General features: G+C 68.7%; 14 protein-coding genes and 1 riboswitch. Of the genes, 3 read left to right on the forward strand and 11 right to left on the reverse strand.

Annotation, left to right across the window (positions count from 1 at the left end):
• Positions 1-314: 314 nt before the first annotated feature.
• Both ACWFR4_RS30555 and ACWFR4_RS30560 read left to right on the forward strand, forming a co-directional pair.
• Positions 315-902 (forward strand): hypothetical protein, encoded by a 588-nt coding sequence (locus ACWFR4_RS30555; protein WP_405482880.1) that lies wholly within the window; start codon positions 315-317, stop codon positions 900-902.
• 341 nt (positions 903-1,243) lie between these two features.
• Entirely contained in the window at positions 1,244-1,441 is a 198-nt protein-coding gene (locus ACWFR4_RS30560; protein WP_165914281.1) for a DUF5999 family protein, read from the forward strand.
• A gap of 89 nt (positions 1,442-1,530) precedes the next feature.
• Here ACWFR4_RS30560 and gcvP read toward each other — a convergent pair whose 3' ends face one another.
• Positions 1,531-4,416: an aminomethyl-transferring glycine dehydrogenase gene (gene gcvP / locus ACWFR4_RS30565; protein ID WP_453465295.1), complete on the reverse strand. Its 2,886-nt coding sequence runs from the start codon at positions 4,414-4,416 to the stop codon at positions 1,531-1,533.
• A 184-nt stretch (positions 4,417-4,600) separates the two neighbouring features.
• A riboswitch (glycine riboswitch) is annotated at positions 4,601-4,697 on the reverse strand.
• A 114-nt stretch (positions 4,698-4,811) separates the two neighbouring features.
• On the opposite strand from gcvP, the gene ACWFR4_RS30570 reads away from it, so the two are divergent.
• Positions 4,812-5,195, forward strand: coding sequence for a PRC-barrel domain-containing protein (locus ACWFR4_RS30570; RefSeq protein ID WP_227293540.1), 384 nt, complete (start codon positions 4,812-4,814; stop codon positions 5,193-5,195).
• On the opposite strand, the gene ACWFR4_RS30575 is transcribed toward ACWFR4_RS30570, so the two are convergent.
• From ACWFR4_RS30575 to ACWFR4_RS30620, 10 genes are all read right to left on the reverse strand, one after another.
• A complete protein-coding gene (locus tag ACWFR4_RS30575; protein ID WP_453655449.1) occupies positions 5,181-6,611 on the reverse strand; it encodes a DNA polymerase IV in 1,431 nt (476 codons plus the stop codon). The two genes, ACWFR4_RS30570 and ACWFR4_RS30575, sit on opposite strands and share 15 nt — an antisense overlap.
• Positions 6,612-6,667: 56 nt before the next feature.
• On the reverse strand, positions 6,668-7,312 hold the full coding sequence (locus ACWFR4_RS30580; protein WP_453465299.1) for a MerR family transcriptional regulator: 645 nt from the start codon (positions 7,310-7,312) through the stop codon (positions 6,668-6,670).
• Between the two features lie 194 nt (positions 7,313-7,506).
• Positions 7,507-7,980: a bifunctional nuclease family protein gene (locus tag ACWFR4_RS30585; RefSeq protein WP_100597640.1), complete on the reverse strand. Its 474-nt coding sequence runs from the start codon at positions 7,978-7,980 to the stop codon at positions 7,507-7,509.
• A gap of 86 nt (positions 7,981-8,066) precedes the next feature.
• On the reverse strand, positions 8,067-8,810 hold the full coding sequence (gene ftsR / locus ACWFR4_RS30590; protein ID WP_453465301.1) for a transcriptional regulator FtsR: 744 nt from the start codon (positions 8,808-8,810) through the stop codon (positions 8,067-8,069).
• A gap of 16 nt (positions 8,811-8,826) precedes the next feature.
• Positions 8,827-9,789: an FHA domain-containing protein gene (locus ACWFR4_RS30595; protein ID WP_453465308.1), complete on the reverse strand. Its 963-nt coding sequence runs from the start codon at positions 9,787-9,789 to the stop codon at positions 8,827-8,829.
• Between the two features lie 82 nt (positions 9,790-9,871).
• A complete protein-coding gene (locus ACWFR4_RS30600; RefSeq protein ID WP_453465303.1) occupies positions 9,872-10,750 on the reverse strand; it encodes a DUF881 domain-containing protein in 879 nt (292 codons plus the stop codon).
• A gap of 5 nt (positions 10,751-10,755) precedes the next feature.
• The gene (locus ACWFR4_RS30605) at positions 10,756-11,088 is read right to left on the reverse strand and encodes a small basic family protein (RefSeq protein WP_100597644.1); all 333 of its coding nucleotides are present in this window, start codon (positions 11,086-11,088) and stop codon (positions 10,756-10,758) included.
• Complete coding sequence (locus ACWFR4_RS30610) at positions 11,085-11,993, reverse strand: DUF881 domain-containing protein (RefSeq protein ID WP_453465305.1); 909 nt, start codon at positions 11,991-11,993, stop codon at positions 11,085-11,087. Before ACWFR4_RS30610 ends, ACWFR4_RS30605 begins: the two co-directional genes overlap by 4 nt.
• An 89-nt stretch (positions 11,994-12,082) precedes the next feature.
• A complete protein-coding gene (locus ACWFR4_RS30615) occupies positions 12,083-14,578 on the reverse strand; it encodes a sugar phosphate nucleotidyltransferase (RefSeq protein ID WP_453465307.1) in 2,496 nt (831 codons plus the stop codon).
• A gap of 115 nt (positions 14,579-14,693) precedes the next feature.
• A complete protein-coding gene (locus ACWFR4_RS30620; protein WP_227293547.1) occupies positions 14,694-15,302 on the reverse strand; it encodes a CDP-alcohol phosphatidyltransferase family protein in 609 nt (202 codons plus the stop codon).
• Between the last annotated feature and the right edge of the window lie 216 nt (positions 15,303-15,518).

Raw genomic sequence — 15,518 nt, forward strand, 5'->3', positions numbered from 1 at the left:
GCCTGGTGATAAACACCGACGAGAATCGGCCGTCCGCTCGCCGTGAAGATTACGAGGTCACGAACCCAACCCCGCTGGAAATCGGTAGATTTCCCTCATCTCGGCGACCGAATAACGCCTTGCCGAGCATTTTCGCGACAGCTAGCCGAAACACTGCGTGAACACGTGTCGTATAAACTTCGCGAACGAGGCAGAGAGTTGGCGCTCGCGGTACCTGCCCCCCGCCCCCTCTGGCCCGGTCAGCAGACAGCGCCGTCCGCTCGTCCCGCCACGCCCTCGATCCAACGTGCCTGTCGAATGAGAGGCGACCCACCATGCCGCTGCATGTCCCTCCGGCTCCCGCGCCCGCCCTGCGCACCGTCCTCACGGCCCTCGGTTCCCCCACCGCAGTCCGCGAGGCCCGCACCCCTTCCCTGCGCTCCGCCCAAGGACCGGCGAGCCCCGAACTCCCGTTGCCCGTCCACGTGCTGGACCGGGTCACGGGCAGCGCGGGCCCCTCACCGACCCGACTCGCCGGCTGGCGGTTCCTGATCCGCTGCGGGGAGCGCGCGGTCGCCGCCGCCGACACGATGCTGACCGCCGACGGCTGGGCGTTCTCGCACTTCTTCGAGGGCCCGTATGTCGCGGCGACCGAACGCGCGCTGCGCCAGGCCGAGTCCATGCCCGCGGCCTACCAACCGCGCCTGCTCTCGGTCCCGGAGCTGTACATGCTCACCCTCTGGCTGCACGGGGACTGCAACGCCGACGCCTCCACGGGACATCCCGCGGCCAGTGACCTCCTGGTCCCGCTCGCGCCCGCGCCTCCCGGCATCGCCGCCCACCGCCCCCACCGGGTCGCCGAACTGCTGCCCGTCCTCACCCATCGACTGACCCCCGCGCCACTTCTGGGCTCACCCGCCTGACGCGACCGGGCCGTCCGAGGCGCCCGCGCCCCGCTACCGATGCCGACCGGTCGCGGGGCGCAGCCATGCCCGCGCGGGCCCGTCCGGACTAGCCCGGTCAGGCCACCCCGAACCACCCGAAGGGACAGTGCAGTTGGGGTGAACCGTCCGCACGGGTGACGCGTCCTCATCCAGTGAGGACCGCTGCGACGAAATACCTGCGGATTGACGCCCGTGGGGCAACACTGGGGTCCGGACCGACCGACAAACGGGGGGCGGCCATGAACAACGCTTCGAGCCGCAGGACAGACAGCGACATCACACCCATCACCGACATCACTTCACAGGGAAAGATCCCATCCATGTGCCAGCACCAGCCACCGTGCCCGTCCGCAGACTCCGCCGACCGGGAGGCCGCACTCCCTGTGGCCCACCACCCCGAACAGGGCTGGAGTCTGCTCTGCAACGGCGTCCTGCTCTTCGAGGACACCGGTGAGCTGCTGCCCAACGGGCAGATCATCGCTCCGCACCGCCCGGTGCACGTCGTGACCGCAGCCTGAGCGCATCCGGACGCCGACGGCGTCCCCAGTACGAAAGGGCCGGCCCCGGGAAACCCCGGAACCGGCCCTGACGCATGTCAGCGTGAGTATCAGTCCTCGTACGCGTCCATGGGCGGGCACGAGCAGACGAGATTCCGGTCGCCGTACGCCTGGTCGATGCGGCGGACCGGCGGCCAGTACTTGTCGGCGGCCACGACACCGGCGGGGAAGACGGCCTCCTCGCGGCTGTACGCGTGCTCCCACTCGCCGCCGAGCGCGGCCGCGGTGTGCGGCGCATTGCGCAGCGGGTTGTCCTCGGCGGGCCACCGGCCCGAACCGACCTTCTCGATCTCCCCGCGAATAGCGATCATCGCCTCGCAGAACCGGTCGATCTCGGTCAGGTCCTCGCTCTCGGTCGGCTCGATCATGAGCGTTCCGGCCACGGGGAACGACATGGTCGGCGCGTGGAACCCGTAGTCGATGAGCCGCTTGGCGATGTCGTCGACGCTGACGCCGGTCGCCTTGGAGATCGGGCGCAGATCGATGATGCACTCGTGCGCGACGAGGCCGCCGGGGCCCGTGTACAGCACCGGGAAGTGCGGCTCGAGCCGCTTGGCGATGTAGTTGGCGCTGAGCACCGCGACCTGCGTGGCCCGCTTGAGGCCCTCGCCGCCCATGAGACGCACGTACGCCCACGAGATCGGCAGGATGCCCGCGGAGCCCCACGGCGCCGCGGAGATCGGGCCGACGCCGGTCTCGGGTCCGGCGGCGGGCTGCATCGGGTGGTTGGGCAGGTACGGCGCGAGGTGCGCACGGACGCCGACCGGGCCGACGCCGGGGCCGCCGCCGCCGTGCGGGATGCAGAACGTCTTGTGCAGGTTGAGGTGCGAGACGTCGCCGCCGAAGTGGCCCGGCTTGGCGAGACCCACCAGGGCGTTCAGGTTGGCGCCGTCGACGTAGACCTGACCGCCGGCGTCGTGCACCTGCGCGCAGATGTCGGCGACGTGCTCCTCGAACACACCATGCGTGGACGGGTAGGTGATCATCAGGACGGAGAGCTCGCCGGCGTACTGCTCGATCTTGGCGCGGAGGTCCGCGACATCGATCTCGCCGTCGTCGGCCGTCTTCACGACGACGACCTTCATGCCGGCCATCACGGCGCTCGCGGCGTTCGTGCCGTGCGCGGACGACGGGATCAGGCAGACCGTGCGCTGGTCGTCGCCGTTGGCGCGGTGGTAGCCACGGACGGCGAGCAGACCGGCCAGCTCGCCCTGCGAACCGGCGTTCGGCTGGAGCGACACGTTGTCGTAGCCGGTGACCTCCGCCAGGCGCTCCTCCAGCTCACGGATGAGCGTGAGGTAGCCCTGCGCCTGCTCGGCGGGCGCGAAGGGGTGCAGCTGGCCGAACTCGGGCCAGGTGACCGGCTCCATCTCCGTCGTCGCGTTGAGCTTCATCGTGCAGGAGCCCAGCGGGATCATGCCGCGGTCGAGCGCGTAGTCGCGGTCGGCCAGCTTGCGCAGGTAGCGCAGCATCGAGGTCTCGGAGCGATGCGTGTGGAACACGGGATGCGTCAGGTAGTCGTCGCCGCGCAGGAGGCCCGCGGGCAGCGTGTCCACGGCCGCCGCGTCGAGCGCGTCGACATCGGCCTCGACACCGAACGCGGTCCAGACGGCGCCCAGTTGGGTACGCGTCGTGGTCTCGTCACACGAGATCGACACATGGTCGGCGTCCACGAGGTGGAGGTTGACGCCACCTTCGCGCGCGGCGCTCACGACGTCGGCGGCCCGGCCCCCGGCCTTCACGGTCAGGGTGTCGAAGTACGCGCCGTGCACGACCTCCACGCCGCCGGCCTTGAGGCCCTCGGCGAGCAGCGTCGCGAACCGGTGCGTGCGCCGCGCGATGCCCTTCAGGCCCTCGGGCCCGTGGTAGACGGCGTACATGCCGGCCATGACGGCGAGCAGCACCTGAGCGGTACAGATGTTGCTGGTGGCCTTCTCGCGCCGGATGTGCTGCTCACGGGTCTGCAGCGCGAGGCGGTACGCCTTGTTGCCGTCGGCGTCGACGGAGACGCCCACGAGGCGGCCGGGCAGGCTGCGCGCGAACTTCTCGCGGACGGCCATGTAGCCGGCGTGCGGACCACCGAAGCCCATGGGGACACCGAAGCGCTGCGTCGTACCGACGGCGATGTCGGCGCCGAGCTCACCGGGCGAGGTCAGCAGCGTGAGGGCGAGCAGGTCGGCCGCGACCGTGACGACGGCGCCCAGCTCGTGGGCCTGCTCGATGACGGGCTTGATGTCGCGGACTGCACCGGAGGCGCCCGGGTACTGGATCAGGACACCGACGACGCCGCGCTCGGCGACCTCGGCCGGGATGCCCTCGGACAGGTCCGCGACGACGACCTCGACACCGGTCGGCTCGGCACGCGTCTGGATCACTGCGATGGTCTGCGGCAGCGTGTCCGCGTCGACCACGAAGGCGCCGTTCTTGACCTTGCCCATGCGCCGGGACAGCGCCATGGCCTCGGCCGCGGCCGTGCCCTCGTCGAGCAGCGAGGCGCCCGAGGTAGGCAGGCCGGTCAGCTCGGCGACCATCGTCTGGAAGTTGAGCAGCGCCTCGAGCCGGCCCTGCGAGATCTCCGGCTGGTAGGGCGTGTACGCCGTGTACCAGGCCGGGTTTTCCATGACGTTGCGCAGTATGACGGGCGGCGTGAACGTGCCGTAGTAGCCCAGTCCGACCATCGAGTCGAGAACCTGGTTGCGGTCGGCGAGGGAGCGGAGCTCTGCGAGCACCTCGGCCTCGGTGCGGGCTCCGGGAAGATCGAGCGCCTCGGCGCTCTTGATCACGTCCGGGACCGCGGCCGCCGTCAGCTCGTCGAGCGAGCCGTACCCGACCTGCGCGAGCATCTTGGCCTGCGCTGCTTCATCCGGACCGATATGGCGCTGCTCGAAGGGGATTCCCTGCTCCAGCTGGGAGAGCGGAATACGGTTGGCGGTCATTGCGGAGGCCTCCTGGTCATTGCGACCTGCGAGGGGCACCACGGCGCGGGTGCCCGGACGGCCTCCCCCTCTGTCATCTCAACCTGAGAGTTTCACCGGCACACCCCACATCACGAAGGGCATGACGACTTTCACCGTCGGTGAGAGCGGAGGCCTGAACGCCCGCCCTGCTTTCCAGAGTGACCTCGTCCGTGCGGTACAGGGGCCTGAGAGATTCCGGGGAGGAGTTGCTCCTTCGGCGCCTCCGATGCCATCTCGGAGGACTCTCCCGCACGGGGTCGGCAGCCATCGCCAGCCTACCAGCGGCAACAACACCCCCCACCTCGAGTGGCCGCCTTCCCCAATGTGCACTTTGGTAGTGCTTACGGATGAGTTGCGAGCAGCTGGAGGGCCCCGTGCAGACCGATGTCGATCCGCGCAACCTGATCGGCCGCAAGGCGTTCGACCGCAACGGAGCCAAGATCGGGACCGTCGACGAGGTCTACCTCGACGACGCGACCGGTGTACCCGAGTGGGCGGCGATACGTACAGGCCTGTTCAGCCGGGACGCCTTCGTCCCCCTGGAGCCGAGCGAGCTGGTGGAGGGCACCCTGCGCATTCCCTTCGAACGCTCCCTGATCAAGGACGCCCCCGACTTCGGGGTCGGCCGTCACCTCTCCCCCGAACAGGAGCTCCAGCTCTACCACCACTACGGTCTCGACATCTCGGCCCCGGGCGACCCCGAACCCCCTGAGGACCGCGACTTCGGCAAGATCGCCCGCCCGTCAGACGACACCTGACCCGGCATCCGGCTCCCACGCCACAAAGCGCCCGGCCCCGCCCTCCACCAGTGGCAGCGGCTCCGCCGGCACGAGCGCGGGGTCGTCGGTCCGGAACGTACGCACCCGTCCCGGCTCCGAGTACGGCGTCTCGAAGCGCACGGTCACCCGCCCGAGCCCGCTGCCCTGCACCCACCCGTGCCCGAACTGCTCGTGCCGCACGTCGTGCCCGGCCACCCAGCGACGGCCCGCGGCCTCGACGACCTCTTCGGTAGCCGCCTGCCCCTCGTCCCCCGCACAACCCGCCCCTTCCGCCTCGCCCTCACGCTCCCCCTCGGCCGCCTGCGCATCGGCCTCGGCCTGCGCCCGCGCCTGCGCGAACAGGTCCTCCTGCGTGTAGTCGGCCAGGCCTGTCACCCCCACGCCGAGCAGCCGCACCCCGCCCGTCGTGTCCACGGACTCCAGGAGCCGGGCGGCCGCCTCGCGCACCACGGCGGGGTCGTCGGTGGGCCCGCGCAGCGTCTCTGATCTCGTCAGCGTGGAGAAGTCGTAGCGCCGCACCTTGAGGACCACGGTCCGCCCGGACCGCTCCGCCCCCCGCAGCCGCTGCACACACCGCTCCGCAAGCCGCTGCACCTCGGTACGCACCCGCACCCGGTCGTGGATGTCCACGTCGTACGTGTCCTCGACCGACACCGACTTGGCGTCACGCTCGGCCACCACCGGCCGGTCGTCGTGCGCGAGGGCCATGGCATACAGCGACGCCCCGTGCGACTTCCCCAGCAGCCGTACGAGCTCGTCCTCGCCTGCCTCGGCGATCTCCTCGACCGTGGTGATCCCGGCACGTCTCAGATGGTCCCCGGTCGCCGGCCCCACGCCGGGCAGCGTGCGCACCGACATGGGCCCGAGCATGGCGCGCTCGGTGCCGGGCACGATCAGCACCAGCCCGTCCGGCTTCGCCTCCTCGGAGGCGATCTTCGCCAGCATCTTCGACGCAGCGAGCCCCACCGATCCGGTCAGACCGGTCACGGCCTTGATCTCGTCCCGCAGCCGCTCGCCGACGAGCCGCGCTGACGCGGCGTCCCAGGCCGCCTCACCGGCCTCCAGATCGACGAACGCCTCATCGAGGCTCAGCGGCTCCACGAGCGGCGACAGCTCCCGCAGCAGCCCCATCACCTGCTCGCTGACCTCCCGGTAGAGCTGGAAGCGCGGCACGAGATACGCGGCATTGGGCGCGAGCCTGCGCGCCTGCCCTATCGGCATCGCCGAGTGCACCCCGAACACCCGGGCCTCGTACGAGGCTGTGGCCACCACCCCACGAGGCCCGATCCCGCCCACGACCACGGCTTTCCCGCGCAGACTCGGCTTCGATGCCTGCTCCGCCGAGGCGTAGAAGGCATCCATGTCGAGATGCAGGATCGTGGGCGCGGTTCTCACACGTCCGATGCTGCCCTACGGCACTGACAATGCCCCGGCTGACGCATCGGCCCCGCTCACACCGCGCGGTGGCGCCGTCTCGCCAGCTCGTCCGCCGGGTTGTTCCCGAGGAGCGTCTCACCGGTGTCGATGCGCTCCCCGTGCAGCTGCGACAGGGCGCTCTCGACGTCCCGCCACACCACACCGACAGCGATACCGAAGATTCCCTGACCGCCCTGGAGCAGATCGTGGACCTCCGCCGGCGAGCTGCACTCGTAGACCGTGGCGCCGTCGCTCATGAGGGTCAGCCGCTCCAGATCGCTGAAGCCGCGCTCCCGCAGATGCTGCACCGCGGTGCGGATGTTCTGCAGGGAGACACCGGTGTCCAGGAATCGCTTCACGATCTTCAGGACGACGACGTCCCGGAAGCTGTAGAGCCGCTGGGTACCCGACCCGTGGGCCGGGCGCACACTCGGCTCGACCAGTCCGGTCCTCGCCCAGTAATCCAGTTGCCGATAGGTGATACCGGCCGCCGCGCACGCGGTGGGTCCCCGGTACCCGACCTGCTCGGGCGTCGCGTCGTGATCCCCCTGAGCGACCACCGGCAACACCGTCGGCCGACGCGGAATGTGATCGGCCGCGTGGCCGTGAAGCGAGTACGGGCCGCTCTCCGCCGGACTGTGTCCGCCGCCCCCAGCCGTACCGTCGCCGCTGCTTCTCACGCCGACCTCCTCTTTGACCTGCCTTCTCGACGGTAGGCAGTCACCAGGGGTGCGTCAACGATCGCCACACTCGGCACGCCGAGTGATAATCACCCTACGAGTGGTTTCCCGTACCTCACCGCGGGGAAAGGCTAGCCGAATGGTCCGGCCGGGCCCCCGGCGCGGCAGCGGCCGCCTTACGACGGCCGCTCGCGTCACTGACTGTTGGTCCCGAAATCCTCGGGCGAGATCTGGTCGAGGAACTCGCGGAACTTCTCCACCTCGTCCTCCTGCTCATCCGGGATCGCGATCCCGGCATCATCGAGCACACCGTCACTGCCGTAGATCGGCGTACCGGTGCGCAGCGCGAGCGCTATGGCGTCCGACGGGCGGGCACTGACCTCGACCCCGCTCGAGAACACCAGTTCCGCATAGAAGACGCCTTCGCGCAGGTCCGTGATGCGTACTTCCGTGAGCTCCTGCCCGACCGCTTCCAGCACGTCCTTGAAAAGGTCGTGCGTCAGCGGGCGTGCGGGGGCCATGCCCTGCTGTGCGAAGGCGATGGCCGTCGCCTCCCCCGGTCCGATCCAGATGGGGAGGTAGCGGTCGCCTCCCACTTCACGCAGGAGCACGATCGGTTGGTTGGAGGGCATTTCGACCCGGACACCTACGACGTCGAGCTCGTTCACACAGCAACCCTAGGACGTGCCCGGCAGGTTTGGGTAGTCGGGCACCCTTCGATCGCCGGACGCACACCGCGCGAGCACCCCTCGGATCAGGGCAGACGCACGCCGAGCGCGGTCTGCACAAGCGCGCCGTGAAGTTTCACCGTCAGCCCCGCCAGCTCCTTCGCGCGGGCCTGCGCATGCGCCCTGGTCTGGGGATTGCGGTGCCGTCGCAGCGGCGCGACGACCTGGTCGACCAGACCGGCCTCCCTGTCGGCCGCGGCCTTCATCGCCCGCAGATGCCGCGGCTCGATCCCGAAGCGGCCCAGTTCCATGACCAGCTCGGCGACGGTGACCGCCTCCGCGTCGTATCCGCCGTCGGGCAGCGGCGCGATGAGGCCGTACGACTCCCACTCGTCGAGCTCGGGAGACTCGATGCCGGCGGCGGCAAGCAGCTCGTCACGGCCCACACGGGCCACTGTCGCCCCTTCGCCGCCCTCAGGGGCGCTGCCGTCCTCGCCGTGGCCCGGCCGTCCCGGAGAGGGCAGCGTGATCGCTTCTCCCCGCTCGAGTGCGTCGAGCTGTTCCTTGATGACCTTCAGCGGCAGGTAGTGATCCCGCTGCATACGCAGTACGTGGGCAAGTCGCTCGACGTCGTCCGGGCTGAACTTGCGGTACCCCGAGGGGGTGCGCTGCGGCTCGATCAGCCCCTCCGACTCCAGGAACCTGATCTTGGAGATGGTGACTTCGGGGAACTCGTCGCGCAGCACGTTCAGCACGGTGCCGATGCTCATCAGCCGACTGTCCGTGAGGGCGATGCCGTGACCGGCACCGCCCTTCGGTGTTTGAAGCATGGACCTTCCTGACAGGTCAGATGCCCCGCTGGCTCGCGTAGAAGACCAGCCGGTACTTGCCGATCTGCACCTCGTCGCCGTTCGACAGCCTGACCGAGTCGATCCGCTCCCGATTGACGTACGTTCCGTTGAGGCTGCCCACGTCGCTGACGGTGAAGGCACCGTCGGCACCGCGACGGAACTCCACGTGGCGGCGCGAGACGGTCACGTCGTCAAGGAAGATGTCGCTCTGCGGGTGGCGTCCCGCCGTGGTCAGTTCGCCGTCGAGGAGGAAGCGGCTGCCCGAGTTCGGACCGCGTCGCACCACCAGGAGCGCCGAGCCGAGCGGCAGTGCGTCGACTGCGGCCTGGGCCTCCGGGGAGAGCGCCGGCGACAGCGTCTGACCGGTGACTTCGGCGTCGTAGGCCTCAAGGCCCGAAATTGAAATCGTCGAGGTCGTCTCGGACGGACGCTCGGCTGCGGCGCGCAGAGGCGCCCCGCAGTTGGAGCAGAACCGGCTCGCCTCGGCGTTGCGGTTTCCGCACCTCGTACACACCAGTGCCGACATGGACGGATCCTCCTGCCGCGGCTGCCCCGCGGGGGCATGGGACGCATACGGATCGGGGGTAAACCCTCCACCCGCACTTGAGGTTGACGGTTCCCCGAAACCTATGCGGCCGGACGCGGCAGGGTCAACAGACGACGCGCCCTGTCCGCCCGAAATGTCACCACTCTGAGGACCGACCTGATCACGGAACAGCGGACGCTCCGTCCCCTGCACCTCCGCGTCCTGGGTGCGCGGTGCACGGTGGCGGGCAGTGGCATTGGCGTTGCCGCTGTCCTCACGTGCGCTCTTGCCGAACAACTTCGCAAACAACTTCACGGGCGATTCCCCTTGACCGAAACAGACCCGCCCGTGGGGCAGGACGAACCCTGATTGCACACACCGCCGTACATCGGCGACACAGACATCCTCACAACGTCCGTATCCGCCAAACAGTTTCCACCACGCACCCCGCTTACGGTGCGCCGACCCCCCGCAACCTCACGCCTTGGCCGGAACGCCGCCATGCGCCCCCGTCTCACTGGGACGACGACTGAGCGTAGTCAGGCCGCTTCGCCGGTCGCAAGGCGTCCACAACGATCTTCTGCGCCTGTGTCACGGTAACGGTGGCCTGCTCCTTCTCCAGAGTCTGAACCACCCCACCAGGGATGTTGAGCGCCGGCTCCAGGTCCTGCGGTTTGCCGATGACCTTGAAGACGAAAGGCTCGCGGATCTTGTGACCGTCCACACTCACCTTCCCGCCGCTCGCATCCGTCAAATACGTGTCGGCCACGACCCGCACGTCGTTCACCTGGATCGCCTCGGCGCCCGCCGCGCGTAGCTCCTGGATCGCATCGAGCAGCATGTCCGCCTGCACCGCGCCCTTCTTGTCGGTGATCGTCAGCGTGATCCCGGGGCCCTGCGCCGCCACGGTTCCCGCCAGAATGCCGAGTTGCCGTTCCCTCTCGACCGTCTGCTTGCGGGCCTCCTCGGCCTGGTCCGAGCTGTTCTCCAGCTCGGTGCGCTGCCCCTCGAGACGCTGCTTCTCATCTCCCAGACGCTGAGTACGGTCATCCAGTTCATCGAGGATGCGTACGAGATCTTCCTGACGTGCGCCGCGCAGCGCGCTGCTGTCGCTGTTGGACCGCACCTGGATGGCCAGACCCAGGCCGAGCACGAACAACAGGACGGCGACGATGAGTTGCGCACGGGAGACCCGCGGCGGCCACAGCCCCTTGGCCAGCCGCTGACGTCCGGTCAGTGACGGGTTCTTCGTCTCCGCGGCCGGCGTTTCCGCATCGTCGGCGCCGTCTGCGCGGTCCTCGCCGTCCGCCGCTTCGGGAGCGACCTCGTCCGGCAGTTCCTTGCGCAGGCGGTGCTGCTCGTTGTTCTTCTTCTTGTTCTCGTCCTCGGACATCGGCCTCACGCCCGGAAGATGTGCCGCCGGATGGCGGCCGCGTTGGAGAAGATGCGGATTCCGAGCACCACGACGACGCCGGTGGACAGCTGCGCGCCCACGCCCAGCTTGTCGCCCAGGAACACGATCAGGGCCGCCACGACGACGTTCGACAGGAACGACACGACGAAGACCTTGTCGTCGAAGATCCCGTCGAGCATCGCCCGCAGGCCCCCGAACACCGCGTCGAGGGCCGCCACCACGGCGATCGGAAGATAGGGCTCGACCACCGCCGGAACCTCGGGCCGGACGAACAGTCCGACCACAACTCCCACGACGAGGCCCAGTACGGCGATCACGATGTGCCCTTCTCTGTTCTCGGCTGTGCTGTACGTACGGTCACGCTCGGCGCTGCGGGCAGGCGGACGTCGTCCTGGGCGGAAATGCTGGTCCGGATCCCGAAGTTCTCCTGCAGGGCGTGCAGGTACAGACCGTCAGGGCTGTTCTGGAACCGGGTGCTCAGCCGCTGGCCGTCCCCCACCGCGAGCACCGTGTACGGCGGCACGAGCGGTCTGTTGTCGACCAGTATCGCGTCACCCGCCGCGCGGATCGCGGACAGGGCCGTCAGCCGCTGTCCGTTGATGGCGACCGCTTCGGCACCGGACTGCCAGAGCCCGTTGACGACCCGCTGCATGTCCCGGTCGCGCACCCGCCCGGTGTCCGAGAAGCCGGCGCTCTCGCGCGGCCCCCCTCCGCCCTGGTCGGCCTCCTTGGCGTCGTCGACGACCAGCTTCACGCCCGGACCGTGCACCGCCGTGGCCCCGGAGAGCAGACCGACCAACTCGCCTTTGTCGCCGCCGTGCTTCTTCAGCGCCTCACGCTGGCGGTCGCTCACGTCGTTACGGAGCGTGTCCACCCTGCGCTCGAGCTTGTCCGCGGCCGCCGTCTCCCGGTCGATACGGGCGATGAGCTCCTCACGCTCCTTCGCCACGACCGGTGCCGCGACCCGCGCCTGCGCCGCCCCCACCGTCACCACGAGCGCCGCGAGGACGAGCCCCGCCGCGAGCCCGAGCTTGGCCCGCAGGGTGCGCGGCATGCCTCCGCTGCCCTCGGCCTTCTTACGGGCCGCCGCCTCCGCGTATCCGTCGTCGAGGCTGTGGTCCATCACGTTCGTCAGCAGCGACATGGAGGCGTCGGGACGCCTGGGGCTCACGGGGCGTGAGGGACTGCTCCGATCGGGGGGCTGCTGCGGCATGCCGCACATCGTCGCACGTGCTGGTCCCTACCTCCGAATGGCCCCACCGGCGTACCGGTCGGCGCCCGTGACAGACGCCGACCGGCCCGTACGACGGCTCAGCGACCAGCGCTGTCCACGACAGCCGCCCACTCGTCGAGCAGCTGTTGTGCCGACGCGTCGTCGGGCCCTTCGGCCCACAGATGGGTGACAGCCTCGGCCGGGTCGGGCAGCACCATCACCCAGCGCCCGTCGGCCTCGACGACCCGCACACCGTCGGTCGTGTCGACGGACCGGTCGCCGGCCTCCTCGACGACCCGCCGCATCACGAGCCCCTTCACCGCCCACGGAGTCGCAAGGTCCCGCTTGAGCACGTGCGCCCGCGGGATCCGCGCATCGATCTGGCTCAAGGTCAGCTGCGTCCGCGCCACGAGCCCGATCAGCCGGACAAAGGCGGCCGCGCCGTCGAAGACGGAGCTGAACTCCGGAATGATGAACCCGCCGCGACCGTCACCGCCGAAGATGGTCCCCTCTTCCCGTCCGACCCGAGTGAGGTCGTCGGGCGACGTGGTCGTCCACTCCACCTGCGTCCCGTGGTACGCGGCCACCTGCTCGGCGATACGCGTCGTGGTCACCGGCAGCGCGACCCGGCCGCTGCGCCTCTCGGCAGCCACCAGGTCCAGCATGACGAGCAGGGCACGGTCGTCCTCGACGATGCGGCCCTTCTCGTCGACCAGCGACAGCCGCTCGCCGACCGGGTCGAACCGGACGCCGAACGCGGCCCGCGCGGAAGCCACGATCTCACCGAGGCGCACGAGCCCGGACCGGCGCGCGTCCCGCGTCTCCGTCGGCCTGGACTCGTCGAGCCCGGGGTTGATCGTCAGCGAGTCGACACCGAGCCGTCCGAGCAGGCTGGGCAGCACCAGACCGGCACTGCCGTTCGACGCGTCGACGACGACCTTGAGCCCTGCCTCGGCAATCCCCGTCGTATCGACATTCCTCAGCAGGGAACCGGTGTACGAGTCGAAGACGCTCGACGGGAAGTGCAGATCGCCGATCTCTCCGGGGAACGCCCGCCGGTACTCCTGCCGCGCGTACACCCGGTCCAGCTTCCGCTGGCTGGCCTGCGAGAGGTCCGCTCCCCGCTCGTCGAAGAACATGATGTCCACGGAGTCCGGCACACCAGGCGTCGTACGGATCATGATCCCGCCGGCGCTGCCCCGCGCGGTCTGCTGCCGCGCGACGGGCAGTGGCACGTTCTCCAGGTCGCGTACGTCGATGGCGCTCGCCTGCAACGCGGAGATGACCGCCCGCTTCAAGGCTCGCGCACCACGCGAGTGGTCACGGGCCGTGGTGACGGTCGAGCCCTTCTTGAGCGTCGTGGCGTACGCCCCCGCGAGTCGCACGGCGAGCTCGGGGGTGATCTCCACGTTGATGATGCCGGAGACGCCACGGGCGCCGAAGAGATGTGCCTGCCCCCTGGACTCCCAGATCACCGAGGTGTTGACGAAGGCGCCGGCCTCGATGGTCTTGAACGGATAGACCCGGACGTTGCCCTGGATAATCGATTCCTCGCCGACGAGGCACTCGTCGCCGATGACGGCGCCGTCCTCGACGCGGGCGGCCCGCATGATGTCGGTGTTCTTGCCGATGACGCAGCCGCGGAGGTTGCTGTGCTGCCCGATGTACACGTTGTCGTGGACGACGGCCTTGTGCAGAAAGGCCCCGCTCTTCACGACGACGTTCGAGCCGATCACGGTGTGCTCGCGCATCTCCACGTCGGCTTCGACCTTGGCGTAGTCGCCGATGTACAGCGGACCGCGGAGCACGGCGTCCGGGTGGACCTCGGCACCTTCGGCGACCCACACTCCGGGCGAGATCTCGAATCCGTCGATTTCGACATCGACCTTGCCTTCGAGCACGTCGGCCTGCGCCTTGACGTAGCTCTCGTGCGTGCCGACGTCCTCCCAGTAGCCCTCGGCGATGTAGCCGTAGACCGGCTTGCCTTCCTTCATGAGCTGCGGGAAGACATCGCCGGACCAGTCGACCGACACATCGGCCTCGACGTAGTCGAATACCTCGGGCTCCATGACGTAGATGCCCGTGTTCACGGTGTCGGAGAAAACCTGACCCCAGGTGGGCTTCTCGAGGAAGCGCTCGACCTTGCCCTGTTCATCGACGATGGTGATGCCGAATTCAAGGGGGTTGGGAACGCGGGTCAGGCAGACCGTGACGAGCGCGCCCTTTTCCTTGTGGAAATTGATGAGGTCGGTGAGGTCGAAATCGGTCAGAGCGTCACCGGAGATCACAACGAAAGCATCGTCCTTGAGTGCTTCCTCTGCGTTCTTCACGCTGCCGGCTGTGCCGAGTGGCTTCTCCTCATTGGCATAGGTGAGCTCCATTCCGAGCTCTTCGCCGTCCCCGAAATAGTTCCTGACGAGAGATGCCAGGAACTGCACGGTGACGACGGTCTCGGTGAGCCCATGCCGCTTGAGCAACCGCAGCACATGCTCCATGATCGGCCGGTTCACAACCGGCAGGAGCGGCTTGGGCATACTCGAGGTCATGGGGCGCAGGCGCGTGCCTTCGCCTCCAGCCATTACGACGGCCTTCATGTCGGAAGCGTCCTCCTTGAAGAGACGACTGTCTAGCCGACTTCGCCCGTCCGGATGGACCCGCAGATCTCAGACTGCGGGCCGACCTGGCCTCGAATACCGCCATATGGAGAGCTCAATCGGCCGTGGAGTCCGCCCTGACCAGTCGGCGGACCTGTACTACGTAGAGGATCCCTGCCCACCAGTAGAGCGTTGTACCCCATCCCGCGAACGCCCATCCGAAAATAGCAGCGAGCGTGTTGATCCAGCCACTTCCGTCGCTGAGGAGCAACAGGGGGAACGCATACATGAGGTTGAACGTGGCGGCCTTGCCGAGGAAGTTCACCTGCGGCGGCGGATAGCCGTGCCGGCGGAGGATACCCACCATCACCAGGAGAACCAGTTCCCGGGCAAGCAGTACGGCCGTCAACCAGATCGGCAGAATCTCGCGCCAGGTGAGTCCTACCAGCGTGGACAGAATGTAGAGCCGGTCGGCGGCGGGGTCGAGCAGCCTGCCGAGGTTGCTGATCTGATTCCAGCGCCGGGCGAGCTTCCCGTCGAGATAGTCGCTGACACCGCTGAGCATCAGGACCAGGAGGGCCCAGCCATCGCTTTTGGGCCCGCCGAACTCGGGCCTGAGGATGAGCCACAGGAACAGGGGTACGCCAAGAAGACGCGCCATGCTGAGGATGTTCGGGATGGTGAGCACCCGGTCCGTCTGGACACGGGTCTCCTGGACCTCCACCCGGGGGCCTCCTGTGGGGAAACGAGCCAACGATGCCCCCTGACCCTACCCTCAGCTCACATGGGGCCGTGCAGAGGGGTGCTCAAGAATTGCCGCACAACGCGCACAACGCTTGACGTACAACGCAGAAAACCCCCGTAACAGGATTCTCATCCGTTACGGGGGTTTTCTTCAAAAATAGTTCGGCGGCGTCCTACTCTCCCACAGGGTCCCCCC

This window comes from Streptomyces sp. NPDC055140 (genome assembly GCF_053607285.1).